Annotated in this window: 18 protein-coding genes and 1 riboswitch; of the genes, 11 read left to right on the top strand and 7 right to left on the bottom strand. The window is 44.7% G+C overall.

Annotated features, from left to right (window positions below):
- The first annotated feature begins 17 nt into the window (after positions 1-17).
- The 3 genes from R7Z78_RS13110 to R7Z78_RS13100 all read left to right on the top strand — a co-directional run bounded on the left by R7Z78_RS13110 (position 18) and on the right by R7Z78_RS13100 (position 2,599).
- Complete coding sequence (locus tag R7Z78_RS13110; RefSeq protein ID WP_064376665.1) at positions 18-1,199, top strand: methyl-accepting chemotaxis protein; 1,182 nt, start codon at positions 18-20, stop codon at positions 1,197-1,199.
- Entirely contained in the window at positions 1,196-1,576 is a 381-nt protein-coding gene (locus R7Z78_RS13105; RefSeq protein ID WP_064376666.1) for a hypothetical protein, read from the top strand. Before R7Z78_RS13110 ends, R7Z78_RS13105 begins: the two co-directional genes overlap by 4 nt.
- Positions 1,577-1,924: 348 nt before the next feature.
- Complete coding sequence (locus R7Z78_RS13100) at positions 1,925-2,599, top strand: hypothetical protein (protein WP_213911464.1); 675 nt, start codon at positions 1,925-1,927, stop codon at positions 2,597-2,599.
- Between the two features lie 173 nt (positions 2,600-2,772).
- On the opposite strand, the gene ppa is transcribed toward R7Z78_RS13100, so the two are convergent.
- Together ppa and fbp are read right to left on the bottom strand one after the other, a co-directional pair.
- Positions 2,773-3,303: an inorganic diphosphatase gene (ppa, locus tag R7Z78_RS13095; RefSeq protein WP_064376668.1), complete on the bottom strand. Its 531-nt coding sequence runs from the start codon at positions 3,301-3,303 to the stop codon at positions 2,773-2,775.
- A 127-nt stretch (positions 3,304-3,430) separates the two neighbouring features.
- A complete protein-coding gene (fbp, locus tag R7Z78_RS13090) occupies positions 3,431-4,447 on the bottom strand; it encodes a class 1 fructose-bisphosphatase (protein ID WP_005383114.1) in 1,017 nt (338 codons plus the stop codon).
- Between the two features lie 312 nt (positions 4,448-4,759).
- Here fbp and mpl point away from each other — a divergent pair, with 312 nt between their 5' ends.
- From mpl to thiQ, 5 genes are all read left to right on the top strand, one after another.
- Positions 4,760-6,118: a UDP-N-acetylmuramate:L-alanyl-gamma-D-glutamyl-meso-diaminopimelate ligase gene (gene mpl / locus R7Z78_RS13085; protein WP_104975823.1), complete on the top strand. Its 1,359-nt coding sequence runs from the start codon at positions 4,760-4,762 to the stop codon at positions 6,116-6,118.
- A gap of 5 nt (positions 6,119-6,123) precedes the next feature.
- The gene (locus R7Z78_RS13080; protein ID WP_033906022.1) at positions 6,124-6,762 is read left to right on the top strand and encodes a flavin prenyltransferase UbiX; all 639 of its coding nucleotides are present in this window, start codon (positions 6,124-6,126) and stop codon (positions 6,760-6,762) included.
- Positions 6,763-6,799: 37 nt separating this feature from the next.
- A riboswitch (TPP riboswitch) is annotated at positions 6,800-6,936 on the top strand.
- Positions 6,937-7,008: 72 nt separating this feature from the next.
- On the top strand, positions 7,009-8,001 hold the full coding sequence (gene thiB, locus R7Z78_RS13075; protein WP_017633456.1) for a thiamine ABC transporter substrate binding subunit: 993 nt from the start codon (positions 7,009-7,011) through the stop codon (positions 7,999-8,001).
- Between the two features lie 41 nt (positions 8,002-8,042).
- Positions 8,043-9,629, top strand: coding sequence for a thiamine/thiamine pyrophosphate ABC transporter permease ThiP (gene thiP / locus R7Z78_RS13070; RefSeq protein WP_169644227.1), 1,587 nt, complete (start codon positions 8,043-8,045; stop codon positions 9,627-9,629).
- Positions 9,629-10,333 (top strand): thiamine ABC transporter ATP-binding protein, encoded by a 705-nt coding sequence (thiQ, locus tag R7Z78_RS13065; protein ID WP_005379648.1) that lies wholly within the window; start codon positions 9,629-9,631, stop codon positions 10,331-10,333. Before thiP ends, thiQ begins: the two co-directional genes overlap by 1 nt.
- 18 nt (positions 10,334-10,351) lie before the next feature.
- On the opposite strand, the gene R7Z78_RS13060 is transcribed toward thiQ, so the two are convergent.
- A complete protein-coding gene (locus R7Z78_RS13060) occupies positions 10,352-11,299 on the bottom strand; it encodes a LysR family transcriptional regulator (RefSeq protein WP_017633458.1) in 948 nt (315 codons plus the stop codon).
- Positions 11,300-11,391: 92 nt separating this feature from the next.
- Here R7Z78_RS13060 and R7Z78_RS13055 point away from each other — a divergent pair, with 92 nt between their 5' ends.
- The gene (locus tag R7Z78_RS13055) at positions 11,392-12,468 is read left to right on the top strand and encodes an alkene reductase (protein WP_017633459.1); all 1,077 of its coding nucleotides are present in this window, start codon (positions 11,392-11,394) and stop codon (positions 12,466-12,468) included.
- Positions 12,469-12,531: 63 nt separating this feature from the next.
- Here R7Z78_RS13055 and R7Z78_RS13050 read toward each other — a convergent pair whose 3' ends face one another.
- The 4 genes from R7Z78_RS13050 to argR all read right to left on the bottom strand — a co-directional run bounded on the left by R7Z78_RS13050 (position 12,532) and on the right by argR (position 17,730).
- Complete coding sequence (locus tag R7Z78_RS13050; RefSeq protein ID WP_005379654.1) at positions 12,532-12,969, bottom strand: universal stress protein; 438 nt, start codon at positions 12,967-12,969, stop codon at positions 12,532-12,534.
- 45 nt (positions 12,970-13,014) lie between these two features.
- On the bottom strand, positions 13,015-15,594 hold the full coding sequence (locus R7Z78_RS13045) for a TRAP transporter permease (RefSeq protein ID WP_017820274.1): 2,580 nt from the start codon (positions 15,592-15,594) through the stop codon (positions 13,015-13,017).
- Between the two features lie 291 nt (positions 15,595-15,885).
- Entirely contained in the window at positions 15,886-16,854 is a 969-nt protein-coding gene (locus tag R7Z78_RS13040) for a TAXI family TRAP transporter solute-binding subunit (RefSeq protein ID WP_064376671.1), read from the bottom strand.
- Positions 16,855-17,259: 405 nt separating this feature from the next.
- Positions 17,260-17,730, bottom strand: coding sequence for a transcriptional regulator ArgR (gene argR / locus R7Z78_RS13035; RefSeq protein ID WP_005379659.1), 471 nt, complete (start codon positions 17,728-17,730; stop codon positions 17,260-17,262).
- Between the two features lie 359 nt (positions 17,731-18,089).
- Here argR and mdh point away from each other — a divergent pair, with 359 nt between their 5' ends.
- Positions 18,090-19,025: a malate dehydrogenase gene (gene mdh / locus R7Z78_RS13030; protein WP_005379660.1), complete on the top strand. Its 936-nt coding sequence runs from the start codon at positions 18,090-18,092 to the stop codon at positions 19,023-19,025.
- Positions 19,026-19,138: 113 nt separating this feature from the next.
- Positions 19,139-19,330, top strand: coding sequence for a hypothetical protein (locus R7Z78_RS13025; protein WP_005379661.1), 192 nt, complete (start codon positions 19,139-19,141; stop codon positions 19,328-19,330).
- The last annotated feature ends 81 nt before the right edge of the window (positions 19,331-19,411 follow it).

Genomic DNA, 19,411 nt, shown 5'->3' with positions numbered 1-19,411 from the left:
ACAATGTAGGGGGAAAAATGATTAAAAAAATAATCAAATTATTCATAGTGCTTTTTGTGATTAGCTCTGCAATCGTCCAATATGCTATGTATTACATCGCTCAACATCTTCCCTCTGATGAACTCATTGGAGCTATTGTGAGTTCATCTTTGCAAGCTATTTTTTTGTGCGGTGGTTTATTCTGGATTTTAAGAAAAGAACTTTTATGCATAAGTCATTTACTTAATGAAATCAATGAAATGAAGGGTGGTGATTTGTGCGCTAGTCAAGATCTACCGAAATTCACTAATGAGTTTGATATTATATTTAATATTCTTAATTCGTCAAAAGAAACTATATCGGAAACAATTGATGCAGTAAAAGATACTACGCTTGCTATTCTGGCTAGCGACAAACGAACAAAAGTCATTGTTGGAACTTTTATTGCCAATTCAGAACAAGAGCGTTTGGAAATTGAACAAGTTGCTACTGCAGCTGCAGAATTATCCGCTACTGCTCGTGAAGTTGCTGATAATGCTGTTAATGCTGAGCGTGCAAACAGTACTATGAATGAGGCAATACAAGGTGGTGTTGCAGTCCTAGGCCGTGCCCAACAGATCATAACAGAGATTAATAGTTCTTTGAGTTCGTCATCTGATATTGTCAGTGAGCTTCGTGCTTATAGTGAAGAAATTAACCCTATAGTAGAAATGATTGCTTCAGTATCCGAACAAACCAATTTATTAGCACTTAATGCAGCAATTGAAGCGGCTAGGGCTGGTGAGTATGGGCGCGGCTTTGCTGTTGTAGCAGAAGAGGTCCGCGCGCTCGCTGAAAGGACACAAAAGTCTACGGTTAATATTCAAGAAGTGGTTGCTCGTTTGCAGGTTAAGTCCAATGAGGCTGATGAGATTATGTCGGTAAATAGCAATTTAAATGACGAGTCAATTAAGATTGCTAGTGAACTAAATCATGCATTTAGCAGTATCTCTGAAGAGGTAGAAACACTGACTTCAATTAATGCTATGGTTGCGGCGGCATCCGAAGAGCAATCGACGGTGACTGAGGAGATCTCCATGCGTATTAACGAGATTAATCGTGGGCTTGAAGAAAATATTCAGAATGTATATCAAGCTTCAGACGATATGAAAATTAGAGATGTACGTTTGAACGAATTATCAAACCAATTAGCATTTTTTAAAACTAAGGGGCAAGTATGAATATTCATGGTTTAGGGTTAGTTCTAGAATCGATGCTGTCAAATCTGGATTTTGTCGTTGTTGTTGATCTAAAACCAGAAGTCTCACGAATAGGACGTTTAGTATATAAACCTCTTGAATTTCAAGTTGTTAATTTCGAGTATGACCTCGATCATCATTTAGTAAAACTTATCATTTCTAAATTCATACCACTTGCACCTTTAGGTAAAGTTGTCACTAATAGTGAAATAAATGGGGAGAGCATCTTTCTTGGTATGAACTTCTGCACTTTGAGTAATTCACTTGTGCAGATTGATGTAATAGATAAAGGACAGGATCACGTTGAAGATGTTTCTGTTCATTCCTCTTTGTCTTCATTTATTCAAATTGAGGAATAAGAATAAAAAGGAGGGTTAATTCCTCCTTTTAAAACTTGTATTAAACCGAAATTTTGTAAAATTTAACCATCAATTAAAATATCATATTCGCTATCTATACTCATTCAATTTATTCATTCCATCTACGGTATAAGAGATACCAAACTAGCTTGTACATAAGCCATTATTTGGTGCTTAGCATGAATCTGATTTAAGCATTTTTGATGATCACGGGTATTGGCATGAATTTTATGAACATAACCGAGTAGTCTTATTTCTCATTGGAGAATGCGTTAATGTGGATTAAAAATACAGGGTAGTTTTCAGCTAGCCTTTACGATATTTATTGATGAAGAAAAACATATAAATATGAAATATATAGCACCACAAAGTATACATCGCGACTTCTTTTACTTTTACGTAAATAGTCGGTACGCATCGAAGAAATCCTATGATAAATCGCTTGTAAGCAAAATTGCTTTGCTTGCTAACGATGCTTTTGATCCCATGGTGTGGGATTCTTATAACGCAACGAATAGCGTTTCCAAAAAAGCGCTAATGCACATTATTGCTCACTTTGTTGAAACTGCGGGTAGTTCGTTCGCCGATCCGGAATACATAATGCAAGCAGTCAGTGCTTGCAGGGCAGGACAAAACTTAAACATTGAATTCCCGTCATTGTTTACAAGCAAATTCGGACAATTGTTTGCTGAAATGCATTCTCAAAGATACGGACATCGAACGGATAGTAACTTTGACGATGAATTTCCATTGACTCTATCTACGGAAGAAGTGTTTTTACCAAATGTTCGTGGCTACCGTTTAAGCTTAAACCTACAACACCTTCAAAAATACCAAGCATCAAGAAAATCAGGTCAAGTAGTCTTGCAAGGTGCTTTTTTTAACGGCTCAGTATTTAAACTATTAATTGCTGTTAGATCGTTTTCTGGCGGCGATACTCTTAGTTATAAATTTAAAGCTAAGCGCTGTCAGTTAACTCATAAGATTAACGGCTTAAATGCTTACTTTGATGTGACATCATGATTTTTATATATACCAGTTCAACTTGAAGATGCCAGTTCCAACACCTGAAAAGTATCCGTAATTCTGGATGAGAGTGCTCCTGAAACATCTGGTGGCGTCATATCTAAAAAACGGCCCTTATCAAGGACCGCTCGTATGAGTTAGCCTTTGTAATTTTTTAGCATCAGGAGCGCTTATTTATTTTGAGCTCGCTCGTAAGATTCTAGGATTTCAGCTTTAGCGGCAGCAACATCTGCCCAACCATCCACTTTCACCCATTTGCCTGCTTCAAGCTCTTTGTAACGCTCAAAGAATTGCGTGATCTGCGCTTTCAGTAGTTCTGGGATATCGTCCACATCTTGGATGTGCTCGTACTCTTTCGAGATTTTTGAGTGGGGAACCGCAAACACTTTTGCATCTTCACCCGATTCATCTGTCATCTTCAAAACGCCAACAGGACGGCAGCGAATGACTGAACCTGGCATGAGTGGGTATGGTGTTGGTACCAATACGTCGACTGGATCGCCATCAAGAGACAGGGTATTGTTCACATAGCCATAGTTGCATGGGTAGAACATTGGTGCAGACATGAAACGGTCGACAAATACAGCACCAGAGTCTTTATCTACTTCGTACTTGATTGGATCTGCATTTGCAGGAATTTCGATAACGACATAGATATCTTCAGGCAGCGACTTGCCTGCTGGTACATGGTTTAAGCTCATTAGAATATTCCTTTTCATTAACGATGAGTCACACAAAAGCGGCTTCATCTGATGATAAATTCGCGTTTCACTTTAGCGACAAAAACGCGGCAGGTAAACACCTGCCGCGTTGGACAAAGGTCTGAAATTATTCTTCGTCGCGGTGCAGTTCAAGGAACTCTTCAACTTTGCGAACCATGTTCTTCGAACCCACAAAGAAAGGTACACGCTGGTGCAACTCAGTAGGCTTGATGTCCATAATGCGATTCACGCCGTCCGATGCAATGCCGCCAGCTTGCTCAATGAGGAATGCCATAGGGTTACATTCGTAAAGCAGGCGTAGCTTGCCTTGTGGGTGGCTTTGTGTGCTTGGGTAAAGGTAGATACCGCCTTTCAGTAGGTTGCGGTGGAAATCAGCAACCAGCGAGCCAATGTAGCGAGAAGTGTATGGGCGACCGTCTTCTGGCACGTTTTCTTGGCAGTACTTGATGTACTTCTTCACCCCTTGAGGGAAACGAATGTAATTACCTTCGTTGATGGAGTAGATCTTACCATCATCAGGAATCATCATGTTTTCATGAGAAAGACAGAAGCTGCCGATAGATGGGTCGTAAGTAAAGCCGTTTACGCCGTTACCTGTTGTGTATACCAACATGGTGGAGGAGCCGTAAATTACGTAGCCCGCAGCCACTTGTTTGTGACCAGGTTGTAGGAAGTCTTCTTCAGTTGGTGGAGTACCGATTGGAGAAACACGACGGTAAATCGAGAAGATAGTACCAACAGAGACGTTCACATCGATGTTAGAAGAACCATCAAGTGGGTCCATCAGTACTACATATTTGGCGTTTTGGTTGAGTTCTTTATTGAACGCAACTGCTTCGTCTTCTTCTTCACTGGCAACGCCACACACTTGATCACGAGCTTCAAGCGCGGCTTTGAACTTATCGTTCGCGTAAACATCGAGCTTTTGCTGATCTTCACCTTGGACATTTTCCGTGCCTACAGCACCAGTGATATCACCGAGACCCGCTGCGTTGATTTCGCGGTTAACGATTTTTGCAGCTAAACGAATGGAGGCTAAAAGGGATGATAGATCACCGCTAGCGTGGGGGAAATCCGCTTGTTTTTCGACAATGAACTCGCCTAGGGTGCGCAGTCCTGACATGGTTAATCCTTACATTTTCATTTCATTGGGGGTAGTGCGCAAGTGAGCATCTCTTTATGGATGTTAAACGATTGCGCTGGATGTAAGTTTAAGTCGCAGATCTTTTTAATGGTAATGAAGTAACTGTTTGAGATCTCAATTTATTTGTAGACTTGTTTGAGGGATTCATCAGTAAGCAAGAGGTTGTACAGTCTGTGTTCAACCTTGTCATATTTGTGAAAGGGACTGCAAGAAGAAGGCTAAAGTCACTCGCTTTTCAGGCGGTAATCGCGATAATGAAAGCATTAAAAAACGCATTACAAGGTTTAGTTTATGCACATTCATATCTTGGGTATCTGTGGCACATTTATGGGCGGCGCAGCGATTCTAGCGCGCCAATTAGGACATAAAGTCACTGGTTCTGATGCCAACGTTTATCCGCCAATGAGCACACTGCTTGAGTCTCAAGGTATTGAAATTATTGAAGGCTTTGACCCGTCTCAACTCGACCCTCAACCAGATCTTGTGGTGATTGGTAATGCGATGAGCCGTGGCAACCCTTGTGTCGAGCATGTGCTCAACACTAACATGCGTTACACCTCTGGCCCGCAGTGGCTCAACGAGTTTTTGCTGCATGATCGTTGGGTATTGGCGGTATCGGGTACACATGGGAAAACGACCACGTCGAGCATGCTTGCTTGGATACTTGAAGATTGTGGTTATCAACCGGGTTTCTTAGTCGGTGGGGTACTCGGTAACTTCGGAGTGTCTGCTCGTTTGGGTGAAAGTATGTTTTTTGTCGTTGAAGCGGACGAATATGACAGTGCTTTTTTCGATAAGCGTTCTAAGTTTGTGCATTACCATCCTCGCACTTTAATCATGAATAACCTTGAGTTTGATCATGCTGATATCTTCGATGATCTAGAAGCGATCAAGCGCCAATTCCATCATTTAGTGCGAACTGTACCGGGCAATGGATTGATCTTAGCGCCGAGAAAAGATCAGGCGTTAGCGGATGTATTAGAGCGTGGCTGCTGGACTGAAAAACAGTTCTCTGGTGAGAATGGTGACTGGCAAGCGCACAAATTAGTGCTTGATGGCTCAAAATTTGACGTTGCGTTGCAAGGCGAGAAGGTTGGTACCGTCGAATGGAATTTGGTGGGTGACCACAATGTGGATAATGCGCTGATGGCAATCGCTGCTGCACGACATGTTGGAGTCACTCCGGATCTTGCTTGCCAGGCATTAGGGCGTTTCATCAATACCAAGCGCCGTTTAGAGCTGAAAGGTGAAGAACAAGGTGTGACGGTTTACGATGATTTTGCGCATCACCCAACGGCAATTGAACTTACTGTCGGTGGTTTGCGTAACAAGGTAGGTGAAAAACGCATCCTTGCTGTGTTAGAGCCGCGGTCTGCCACCATGAAGCGTGGTGTACACAACAACACACTTGCAGAGTCACTACACAGTGCAGATGAAGTCTTCTTGTTCCAGCCAGATAATATCGAGTGGTCTGTGCAAGACATTGCCGACCAATGCAAACAGCCAGCGTTTGTCGATGCCGATATAGATAACTTTGTAGCCAAGATCGTCGAACGTGCGCGACCAGGTGACCAAATTCTAGTCATGAGTAACGGTGGCTTTGGTGGTATTCACGGAAAACTTCTTGAGCAGTTAAAACAAAAAGCCTGATTGATATGCAAAACAAAACACAACCCTCTCACAAAAAAGCCATCACGTTGGCATTAACGGGTGCTTCTGGTGCTCCCTACGGCCTTCGTCTTTTAGAATGCTTGGTTGCGGCGGATTATCATGTCTACGTTCTGATTTCTTCGGCGGCTCGTGTTGTGATGGCAACCGAGCATAATCTTAAGCTACCAAGTGGCCCAGAAGCGGCGCAGCAAGCATTAGTAGAGCACCTGAACTGCAATCCCGATAACATCACCGTTTGCGGTAAAGATGACTGGTTCTCACCGGTTGCGTCTGGTTCTGCTGCACCAAAGCAAATGGTGGTTTGCCCATGTTCTGCGGGAAGCGTTGCAGCGATTGCGCATGGTATGTCAGATAACTTGATCGAGCGGGCCGCTGATGTGGTAATGAAAGAGCGCGGGCAGCTGTTGCTCGTGGTTCGCGAAACACCATTTTCAACGCTACATCTGGAGAACATGCACAAACTGTCGCAAATGGGCGTCACCATCATGCCAGCAGCTCCAGGCTTCTATCATCAGCCAAAGAGTATTGAAGATTTAGTGGATTTTATGGTGGCGAGAATTCTTGACCACTTAGGTATTGAGCAAGGTTTGGTGCCTCGTTGGGGTTATGACCAGCGCTCGTGAGCTGATTGTGTAACCACTCAAATACCTTTACAATCCATCCAACTCATCGGGGAGCAAACCCATTTTGCATTGAGTCAATCAATGCATTTGGGCGCTGAGACCTAAGTGCTTTACTAGGGACCCGTATTACCTGAACCAGATAATGCTGGCGTAGGAATTGAGTCTGGATATTGGAAATCCTTAATAGCCGCCTCAAACCCTGTGCCGCTCAACTTATTTCTCTGAAATACTCATGGAGAGCGAGCAGTGAAAACCACTCTAAATCTGATTGCCCTAGCTGCAATCACTTCTACTTCAGCGTTTGCCGCTGAAAACACATTAACCATCTATACCTACGACTCTTTTGCCGCAGATTGGGGGCCGGGTCCTACAATCGAGCAAGCTTTTGAAGCAAAATGTGGCTGTGACGTTAACTTCGTGGCATTAGACGATGGTGTGTCGATCCTGAATCGTCTTCGTCTTGAAGGCGGTAATAGCAAAGCCGACATCGTGTTAGGTTTGGATAACAACCTGATGGCAGAAGCGAAGAAAACCGGTCTGCTTGCCGAGCACAATGTGGATACGGCTAACACAGTGTTACCAAACGGTTGGAGTGACACGACGTTTGTACCGTACGATTACGGCTACTTCGCGTTTGTGTACAACAAAGAGAAACTGGCTAATCCGCCGAAAAGCATGAAAGAGCTGGTGGAAACGCGCGACGATCTGAAAGTGATTTACCAAGATCCACGGACTTCAACGCCGGGCCAAGGCTTGATGCTATGGATGAAATCTATTTATGGCGACGATGTGACGCAAGCGTGGCAGAAGCTAGCGAGCAAAACCGTAACGGTCACGAAAGGTTGGTCTGAGGCGTATTCTATGTTCCTCAATGGTGAGTCCGATTTAGTACTTTCTTACACCACCTCACCTGCGTACCACTTAATTGCGGAAAACGACTCGAAGTTTGCGACGGCGAATTTTGCTGAAGGCCACTACATGCAAGTTGAAGTCGCCGCCAAAGTGAAAGGGGCAAAAAATTCAGAACTTGCTGATCAATTTATGAGTTTCATTTTAAGTGATGAGTTCCAATCGGCGATGCCAACGGGTAACTGGATGTACCCAGTCACTGACGTTGAATTACCTAAAGGTTTTGAAACCTTGAATGTTCCAAGCAAGTCGTTGAGCTTTAGTGCTGATGAAGTGGCAAAAATGCGTAAGTCTTGGATTCGCGAATGGCAAAGCGCATTGACGTTTTAGCTGACGTTTCCATCCTCATCTGAATGAGATAGGTTTTACCTTTGAATTCTGTTCCAAAAATAGGTTTAGGGGTCGCGATGATCATCGCGACCTTTGTTATTTCTGCCCTAGGTGCTTTGATTGTTCAAGCCCCTTCACTTGATGTGTCTGTGGTATGGGGCGACCCGTACTATCAACATGTCACCAAGTTCAGTTTCTACCAAGCGTTTCTTTCCACATTGCTCAGTGTTGGCTTTGCCATTCCAGTAGCGCACGCACTTTCGCGTCGCCAATTTATTGGTAAATCATTACTGCTTAAGCTGTTTGCATCGACACTGGTTTTGCCGGTTTTGGTTGGTGTTTTTGGGCTGTTAGCGATTTATGGCAACAGTGGTTTGTTGGCGCAGTGGTTGCAAAGTTTCGACACTAAACTGCCATTCTCTATTTACGGTTTGAACGGCATTTTACTCGCCCATGTGTTCTTTAATTTACCTTACGCGGCACGATTGCTTCTGCAAGCCTTGGAGTCTATTCCTGCCGAGCAGCATAAGCTTTGCGCGCATCTTGGGATGAGCCATTGGGATAAGTTTCGTTGGGTAGAATGGCCGCGTTTAAGGCAGCAGCTTCCCCACGTTTGTGGGTTGGTGTTTATGTTGTGCTTTACCAGTTTTGCCACTGTAATGGCGTTGGGGGGAGGGCCAAAATCCACCACCATTGAATTGGCCATTTACCAAGCGATTAAGTTTGATTTTGATTTACAAGCTGGGGCGTTATTGGCGCTGTGGCAGATGCTGTTATGTGGACTGCTTGCTATTGGAGTGCAGAAGTTAACAAGGCCTGTTTCTATCAGTGCTGGAAGCACATCGGTACAGCAATATTTAACGAAGGATCATGGGTGGTCAAAAGCTTGGGATAGCTTTTGGATCATAGGTGCCTTTTTACTGGTAATACCGCCGTTATTGATGGTGTTACTGAGTGGCATCAACCAACAAGTTTGGACAGTATTAACCGATGAGCGTTTTTGGTCTGCGCTATTGAACTCTCTCAAAGTCGCCTGTGTCGCTAGCGCGCTTGCGGTCGCTGCAGGGGTGTCCATACTATTGACCAGTCGCCGTTGGCGGTTGCAGTACAAAAACACGCGAGCCGATCAGATAGAGTTAATCGGCACCATTATTTTGGTGACTCCAGGTCTGGTGATTAGCACCGGTTTATTCTTACTACTGCGCGCATTTACCGATGTTTTTAGCTTGACATTTTTTGTCGTGATTTTGGTGAACGGTTTGATGGCTTTGCCTTACGTGATCAAAACGCTAGCGCAGCCAATGCTGCACATTGAACAACAGTATCAGTATGTATGTGCCAGCTTAGGCATGCGTGGCTGGCAACGGTTTAAAGTGGTGGAGTGGCAGGCGCTACGCAAGCCGTTTGCACATGCGTTTGCGATCAGCTTTATGTTTGCGATTGGCGATTTAAGTGCTATTGCGTTGTTTGGCGGACAAGAGTTCCGCACTTTACCTCTGTATTTATTCCAGCTGCTTGGCAGCTATCAGATGGACGCGGCTGCGGTGGTATCGGTGACCTTATTGTTGTTGAGTGTGGGCTGTTTTGCCTTGATTGAGAAAGTATTGAAAACGAAGGAGAGAGCGTAATGTTAGTGTTGGATGATGTGCAGTACACCTACCAACGTGAACTGTTTCGTTTTGACTTAACGATTGAGCAAGGACAGATTGTATCGCTGATGGGACCAAGTGGGGCAGGGAAGTCAACCTTGCTGGCGTTGGTGGCAGGATTCATCCATCCTGACCGTGGTGATATTTGTGTTGATGGTGAGTCCATTGTGCGTAAAGAGCCTTATCTGCGTCCGTTCTCTATGTTGTTCCAAGAGCACAATTTGTTTGCTCACTTATCGGTGCGTGACAATATCGGTTTGGGCTTACACCCGGGGCTAAAGCTCACGGTGGACCAAAATCGTCAGATTGAACAAGCCGCGCAGCAAGTTGGTGTTGCAGAGTACCTCGACCGTTTGCCAGAGCATCTTTCTGGTGGCCAGCGTCAACGTGTTGCCTTAGCGCGTTGTTTTGTTCAGCCTCATCCCATGTGGCTGTTGGATGAGCCGTTCTCGGCGCTTGATCCGGTGTTGCGTGAAGAGATGCTGAGCTTGGTAAAAAAACTCGCAGCAGAGCGGGGAATAACCGTATTGATGGTCACGCACCATTTAAGCGATGCCAAAGCGATTGCCAGCCACTTTGTGTTTGTGGCAGATGGTAAAGTGGAAGCCGCGGGTGATATGTCTGCATTGAGTGAACAGCATGCTAGTGAGAAGCTTGCGGCATTTATCCGAGCAGCATGCTAGTGCCTGATAGTTGCTAGGTTATGCTTCTCCGCAACACAAACCATGCCTAGGGCCAAATTCAAATTGAGATCTTAAGCTCATGATATGGTCAATCATTGCTTGTACACGCCGTGGGCGGTTTGCTCCAGGACGATACACTAAATAAATAGGCATTGGTACCGTGTGCCATTGCGGTAACACTCTGACTAAGGTGCCACTTTCTAGCTCTTGCGTCATGTTCTGCACAGGTAAGTTCGCGATGCCTAGTCCTTTAAGTGCGCCTTTCAATATTGCTTCTACAGTTGTACTTGAGAAGTTACTGGTTATTGAAACATTGACGGTATTATCGTGTGAGATCAGCGTCCAAGGTCCTATTTCTGAAACATATTGATACCTCAAACAGTTATGTTTTGTCAGGTCTTCTGGCGTTTCAGGTACGCCGAACTCAGCTAAATACTCAGGGCTAGCAGCCAGGACTCGAGTGGTATAGCCTAATTTTTTCGCGATTAATCGATCATCAACTATCTGACCGACTCTAATTGCCATATCAAAGCCGTGTGAAAACAGATCAACAAAATCGTTCGATGCTTCTAACGCAATTTGTACTTTTGCCCATTGTTTTAAAAATGGCAAAAAGATGTGCTCCGCCATATACGCATCCAACGCTGGTGGCGCGGAAATACGCAGCCGGCCTTGGATCTGTTGTTCCATCTCCTGAACGTCATGGCCAATTGAGTGGAATTCCTCAACTAAGCTTGCAGCACGCTCTAAAACCATTTGGCCAGCTTCGGTGATCACTAACTTTCGGGTTGTGCGCTCTAGCAGTTTGGCTTCAAAGTGTTGTTCGAGTTTGGTTATGGCTTTGCTAACAGTAGATTTTGGTAGGTTTAACTCCAGCGCGCACTTGGTTAAGCTCAGTAGTCGACAGCTTGTGACAAAGATAGAAAGCGTTCTAAAGTCAATTGTTTCTAAATTGCGAACAATCACTTTCAATTATCCATATTGTTTCAATATTAATCTGATTATAGTCTGGCACCTCATCCTTAGCCATCAAGTTATTGTCATTTGAGGTAAACACCATGTCCAACGCTGTAGACTTATTTTCTCCTATCGAACTCGGTCAATTAGCATTAGATAACCGTGCCATTATGGCGCCTTTAACGCGAGCTCGTGCTGGCGCAGACCATATTCCTAATGACCTTATGGTTGAATACTACGCTCAACGTGCGAGTGCCGGACTTATCATTGCTGAATGCACCATGGTGATGGAAGGTACGTCTGCTTTCATGGCAGAGCCGGGCATTTACAACGAAGAGCAAATCGCAGCTTGGAAAAAGGTAACGGATGCGGTTCATGAGAGAGGCGGTAAGATTGTACTGCAAATTTGGCATGCGGGACGAGCTTGTCATCCTGATCTGAATGAAGGAAAAACACCTGTAGCGGCGAGCGCATTGGCCATTCGTGATGAATTAGTTCATACCCCTTCGGGTAAGCAAGCATATACGGTACCACGAGCACTCGAAGTGGATGAGATAGCTTCCATTGTTGCGGCGTTTAAACAAGGTGCAGAAAACGCCAAGAAAGCCGGCTTTGATGGGGTCGAGATACATGGCGCCAATGGTTATCTTATTGATAACTTCCTTCGTGACGGTTCAAATTTACGTACCGATGAATACGGTGGCTCGGTTGAAAATCGTGCTCGATTTTTACTTGAGATAGTGAAAGAAGTCGTTGAGGTGTGGGGACCTGGAAGAGTCGGTCTGCGCACATCTCCGCTAAATGGATTTAATGACATGAAAGACAGTGATCCAGTTGGCTTGGTGCGTTACTTAGCAGAGCAACTTAATTCTTTCGATCTTGCTTATTGGCACGTGATGCGTGCGGATCTGAAAGGCGTACAAAAAGCAGATGTTCTCAAGCCAGCACGCGAAAACTATAAAGGTCACTTAATGGCGAACGTGGGCTACAGTGCACAAGAAGCGGCAACAGCAATTGCAGAAAACAAAGTGGATGTGGTCGCATTTGGCGTTCCCTTTATCGCAAACCCAGATTTAGTTGAGCGATTTAAGAAAAATGCACCTCTTAATGAGGCGAAACCAGAACACTTTTATTTGGGTGGAGCAGAAGGTTATACCGATTACCCAGTGATGGTATAACCCTTACTTGTTTAATATAAAAAGGACGCTAATGTTAGCGTCCTTTTTCGTTTCTGTATTTACTTAGCCTTGCGGTTTTACGACCATCACATTGATTGGAGAATATTCCACAACCTTACTCGCGACGGAGCCAAGCATTACTTTATTGATTTTAGAGCGCTTGTGACTTGGCATAATGATGAGATCAGCGCCTAAGCGTTCTGCATAATCAAGAATGGTCGCGTAGGCCTTGCCTTCAGCAACATGCACTTGGTAAACCACATCTTCAGCAATATGCTCATTAGCGAAAGTTTTTAGTTGCTGCTTCACGTCTTGCTTCATTTTGGCCGCAGCATCTTTCGGAAAGTATGTGGCAACCATCGACATGTGAATACCAGGTAGTACCGTCAGAAGATGGATTTGAGCATTTGCTTGCTTTGCCTGCCAAACCGCTAGTTCAACCGCTCGGTCTGAAAAGCCTTGGTCATTTAGATCAACCGGAACAAGAATTTGTTTGTACATTCAATGTCTCTCATTAAGGCCCCTTTATCCTCGGGGCCAAATCGGTTATGCGCTCAATTGTTCCTTACGAGCACGACGTTTTTGGTTCATTGCAAGCACCAGCAAAATCATTAAGCATGGTACAAACACCCACTCTTTCATCGGACGGTCTGCATCCTGGATAACCCACTTGATTTCCCAATCAAAGTCGATACCTGCGGACTCTGCTGGACTACCAAATTCAACCATATCGACAATCATTTTGTTGTCACTTTCGGTCAGCATCAGACCCATAGATGAAATACGTGCGTCTGCTGTTGTCGCACTGTCTTCGAATGGAAGACGAACCGTTTTCTCAATGTAGTCGCCCTCAAGGTTTTCACCGGCAACACGTAACTCCAATGATTCTCCTACATTTAGTGTTTCCGTGATTTGAGCTACCTCAACGCCAGGAGAAAGAACTTTCGCTGGGTACAGCATGTCCCACCAAAAACCTGGACGGAAAAACGAAAACGTCAGTACTAATAATAGGACTGTTTCCCACCACTTGTTACGCGTGAACCACCACCCTTGAGTTGCCGCAGAGAATATCAGCATTGCAATGATCGATGAGATGACCGTGAGTGCCAAATGCCACCAAGAGTCGATCCCCATTAACAATAACTGGGTATTGAACACAAACATGAACGGCAAAATAGCGGTTCGAATATCGTAAGTAAAACCTTGGATACCGGTACGAATTGGATCTGATTTCGCAATTGCTGCTGCTGCAAAAGCCGCAAGACCTACAGGTGGGGTATCGTCGGCCAAAATACCAAAGTAGAAAACGAACAAGTGCACAGCTATCAACGGAATAATCAAGCCATGCGCTGCGCCGAGCGTAACAATAACCGGCGCCATTAGCGTAGAGACCACGATGTAGTTCGCCGTTGTTGGCAGACCCATCCCCAGAACCAAGCTAATGATGGCGGTAAACAGCAGCATAAGAATGATGCTGCCACCAGAGATAAACTCGACGAAGTCGGTCATCACTAGGCCGATACCCGTTAGTGTAACAACACCAACAACGGTACCCGCTGCCGCGGTTGCAACGCCGATACCAATCATATTGCGCGCACCAGAAACTAAGCTCTCGGCAAGATCGACAAAGCCATCTTTGGTTTGCTGAAGCATGTCACCTTGCTTTGACAGCAGTGCAATCAACGGACGTTGAGTCAGCAAAATGAAAATCATGAACACCGTTGCCCAGAATGCCGAAAGACCTGGCGAGAAGCGCTCTACAGTTAGACACCAAACCAATACAACGATAGGCAGTAGATAGTGCAAGCCAGACTTAACGGTTGGGCCGGGATCAGGTACTTCTGTTAATTCTGCATCAATCTCAATTGCGCCATCTTGCACGTGATTTGCTGAGACTTTCACCAACCCAACGTACGCGATTAATAGTGCGACGGTAACAATTGGTGTCGCGGCATCACCAAAGACGTCCTTTGTCCAACCCACTCCGTAGTAAACCAATGCGCTGATCACACACAATCCTAAGATTGTGCCAGTAAAGGACAGCAGACTTTGTACTAGTGTTGGGTTGTGGCGACGAGGAAGGCCTGTCATGCCTGCTTTACACGCTTCAAGGTGAACAATGTAAATTAAAGCAATATAAGAGATTAGCGCTGGAAGTAGGGCGGCTTTAATCACCTCAACGTAGGAGATACCGACGTATTCCACCATCAAAAATGCTGCTGCACCCATGATTGGCGGTGTTAACTGACCATTGGTTGAAGCCGCTACCTCTACCGCACCCGCTTTTGTGCCGGGAAAGCCAACACGCTTCATCAGTGGAATGGTAAAGGTGCCAGTTGTTACTACGTTTGCGATTGAAGAGCCAGAAACCAGACCAGATAAACCTGAAGCAACAACGGCCGCTTTAGCTGGACCACCTTTCATATGGCCAAGTAACGAGAAGGCAACTTTAATGAAGTAAGCACCAGCACCAGCGCGTTCCAGCATTGCTCCAAACAATACAAACAAGAAGACAAAAGAGGTAGAAACACCTAGCGCAACCCCAAATACGCCTTCAGTTGTTAGCCATAAGTGAGACATGGCCTTGTTCAAGCTTGCCCCTTTATGCGCGATAACGTCAGGCATGTAAGGGCCTGCAAAGGTGTAAGTAAGGAAAACAGCAGCCACGACCATTAATGGTGGACCAAGTGCTCGGCGTGTTGCTTCTAAAAGGAGGAGCATACCGATAACAGCAACAACGATATCAACCGTTGTCGGTGCGCCTGAGCGTCCTGCTAGCTCGGTATAAAAAAGGTATATATAGGCTGCTGAAAAGCTGCCAGCCAACGCGAGTATCCAATCAACAAGAGGGATATGATCGCGAGGAGAATTCTTCATCGCTGGATAAGCAGTGAAAGCCAAAAAGATCGCGAAAGTAAGGTGGATAGATCGCGCTTCCGTGTCGTTCAGTACGCCAAAATTGAAAATAAATGGTAACGGGGATGCGTACCATAATTGAAATAGTGACCAACACAGAGGAACAAACCAAAGGATTCGTCCTTGCATTCCCGAAGGGCTACGTGCACCTGTGTCTGCCTGAGCCACCATTTCTTGCACATCTTGTGACGGAGCTTGATTCGTCGCCATGTACTTTTTCCTTATTATTGATGGTCCTGTCTGATTTTTATCGAGAACCACACTTCGCCTCTATCAGTGTAGTGAATGGAGCGAAGTTTGCTTTCGAGTATTTTGCTGCCTGAACTCAAAGTGTTGATTGTTGGATACTCTGTTAGGCGGCGTTTAAGTTTTCTTGGGTATGAGCTCGCAGTTTTCAGAAGAAAACTGGCGAATGAAGCATACAGTTAGAACGTGCTACAACCTGTATGCTCAAACAGGCAGAAAATATTCTTTCCTGCCTGTATGTAGAGTCTGAGGAAATTACTTAATTAGACCCATTTCTTTGTAGTATTTTTCTGCACCTGGGTGAAGAGGAACAGAAAGACCAGCTTTCACCATGTCTTCTTTCTTCAAGTTTGCGAATGCAGGGTGTAGACGTTTGAAGGTATCAAAGTTTTCAAACACAGCTTTTGCCACGTTGTAAGCGACATCGTCTGAAACATCAGAGGTCGTTACCATTGTTGCTGCAACACCAAAGCTGTTTACGTCTTTGTCTGTACCGCGGTACATACCAGCCGGTACTGAGCTAAAGGCGTAGTATGGGTTGTCGGCAACAATTTTATCGATTTTAGGGCCTGTTGCTGAAACTAGCTTCGCATCACATGATGTGGTTGCTTCTTTGATTGAACCGTTCGGGTGGCCGACCATGTAAATGAAGGCGTCAATTTTGTTATCACAAAGTGCCTGAGAGCGTTCAGAGCCTTTTAGCTCAGACGCCAATTTGAAGCTGTCGTTTGTCCAACCCATCGCTTCCATGACAACGCCCATCGTTGCACGGTCACCAGAGCCTGGGTTACCGATGTTGACACGCTTACCTGCTAGGTCTTGGACGTTTTCAATACCTGAATCTGCACGCGCAATGATGTTGAAAGGTTCTGTGTGAAGAGAGAACATTGCGCGTAGCTTCTTGTACGGGCCTTGTTCTTCAAACTTGCTCGTACCGTTGTAGCCGTGGTACTGCCAATCCGATTGCACGATACCAAAATCTAATTCGCCTGCACGGATAGTGTTAACGTTGTAAATTGAGCCACCAGTCGATTCTACTGAACAACGGATGTTGTGGTCTTTACGACCTTTATTTACCAACTTACAGATAGCACCACCAGTTGGGTAGTAAACACCTGTCACAGAGCCAGTACCGATGGTAATAAACTCTTGAGCGTTAACTGCGCCTGCGCCCATTACGGCTGCAGCGATAGCGCCTACTTTGAGAAGTTTGTTAAATGCCATGAATTTCCCTTCCTTATATTCATTATTTACCCGGAAATAACCATAAATCACTTCTGGAGTTTCCTATTTGGAAACGGCACCTTTTTCAATCCAATCGTTTGAAAAAGCGAGCGAATCATAACAAAAAATTGGCAGAAAATTATCCAATTGTTAAATGTTATAGTTGATAAGTCTGAATTTTGTATCAGGAGATAGGATTCAATTTGTGATTTAATTCTTTTTATAACAATTACTTAATTAACGTTTAGTGACTGAAATGAAAAAGATCAATTGCGTGATGTTAATCACAAAATGGGTGGTTAAAGAATGAGCGGAGTAAGCAAAAAATTTACATAAATTATGGGCTACAAAATGAGACTTCTTTTATAACCCACAATGAGTTAGCTGATTGAAGCTTTATAGAACTTAACCAGTATATTCGAACAGCTCGCACACTGATTTGAAGAGTTGCTCAGTCGTAATTGCCATGGTTGGCGTAATGAAAATGGTATCGTCACCCGCGACAACGCCAAGAATACCTTCGGATTTACCGAGTGAATCAAGCAAGCGAGCAATCAACTGTGCTGCACCTGGGCCGGTGTGAATTACCACTAACGCTGCGTTACGATCGATGTCTAGTACCAGTTCACGCAGAGAGCTGCTGACTGTTGGGACACCTAGCTCAGCAGGAAGACAGTAAACCATTTCCATTTTTGCATTGCGCGTACGGACGGCGCCAAATTTAGTCAGCATACGTGAGACTTTAGATTGGTTGATACTCTCAAACCCTTGCTGTTTGAGTGCGTCAACAATCTCGCCCTGTGAGCCAAAGCTTTCTTCTTTTAACAGGGCTTTAAAGGCGCGAACTAAGTTGTCTTGTTTTTCTGAATTGCGCATAGTCATTACAAATCTCTTATTACGGGTCAGCAATTTTGCATATTCTCGCATATATATTCAGGCGGTGCCAAAGAGTCCCAGGATTATGTTAGATGCGTCACTGTAAACTATATACCACATAGAATTCTTTAGCGCGCTGAAGTAGGGCTGTATCTGTTTTCTTGAATTCCTTGTCATTTCAACAGAATAAAAGAATAATCCAAGCCCCATTTGTAGCACGGTAACAGCGAGTTGCGCGAGGTCGCAAAGCTAGCGTTAATTGATTGTAATCAAGTTGTGATTCCGATAGCTTTATTTAAGTTGGTTACAAACTACCCTACGAATACGTTTATAAGAGAAATACTCTCAAGGAGAACTACATGAAAGTAGCCGTTATTGGTGCCGCTGGTGGCATCGGTCAAGCCCTGGCCCTTCTACTTAAGAACCGTCTTCCTGCTGGTTCTGATCTAGCCCTATATGATATTGCTCCAGTAACTCCTGGTGTGGCCGCTGATCTTAGCCACATCCCTACGCCAGTTTCTATCAAAGGTTACGCTGGTGAAGATCCTACTCCAGCACTAGAAGGCGCGGATGTTGTGCTAATTTCTGCTGGTGTTGCGCGTAAGCCAGGTATGGATCGTGCGGATCTATTTAATGTAAACGCTGGTATCGTTAAATCGCTAGCGGAGAAGATCGCGGTTGTTTGTCCGAAAGCTTGTGTTGGTATCATCACAAACCCTGTAAATACAACAGTGCCAATTGCTGCTGAAGTTCTTAAAAAAGCGGGTGTCTATGATAAGCGTCGTCTATTTGGTGTAACAACGTTGGATGTTATCCGTTCAGAAACGTTTGTTGCTGAGCTAAAAGACAAAGATCCAGGTGACGTTCGCGTGCCAGTAATTGGTGGTCACTCTGGCGTAACGATCTTACCTCTACTGTCTCAAGTAGAAGGTGTTGAGTTTACAGCTGAAGAAGTAGAAGCATTAACGAAACGTATTCAAAATGCAGGTACTGAAGTTGTAGAAGCGAAAGCGGGTGGTGGTAGTGCAACACTATCAATGGGCCAAGCTGCATGTCGCTTTGGTCTGTCTCTGGTTCGTGCTCTTCAAGGTGAAGAAGGCGTAGTTGAGTGCGCTTACGTTGAAGGCGACGGCGAACACGCGACTTACTTCGCGCAACCTGTGAAACTGGGTAAAGAAGGCGTTGAAGAAGTACTAAGCTACGGCAAACTCAGCGATTACGAAAAGTCTGCATTAGACGGTATGCTAGAAACACTAAATGGCGACATCAACATTGGTGTTGAATTCGCAAAGTAATCTAGAAAGCCTATATAAGAAGAAAGCCGATCATTTTGATCGGCTTTTTTGATCCTTGATTTCTCAACTTCGTAAAAATGGTCGAATAAAACCACGTAGTGAAGGAGAAGATGATGGAAGCGAGTCGAATCCGTAAAGGCATGGTTGTTGAGTGCCAACAAGGCGTCGGTACGATATTAGTGGTCGACCATGAAGCAGAGACGGTATTGTTGTCCAAACAAGGGACTGAACAGCAGCTCGCCGTTAGCTTTGATGAAATAGAAGATGATCCACAACTGCATGGCGGTAGTGACAGATATTACTAGCGCCTCCGGCGTCGTCATTAGGTATCAAACGTAAAAAAGGAAGAGCATGCTCTTCCTTTTTGCTATAAGTCTTGCGTTATG

This window comes from Vibrio sp. 1167 (assembly GCF_033340375.1).
In the GTDB taxonomy this organism is placed as follows: domain Bacteria; phylum Pseudomonadota; class Gammaproteobacteria; order Enterobacterales; family Vibrionaceae; genus Vibrio; species Vibrio alginolyticus.
The sequence above is the reverse complement of the archived record's forward strand: the minus strand, read 5'-3'. Positions and strand labels throughout refer to the sequence as shown.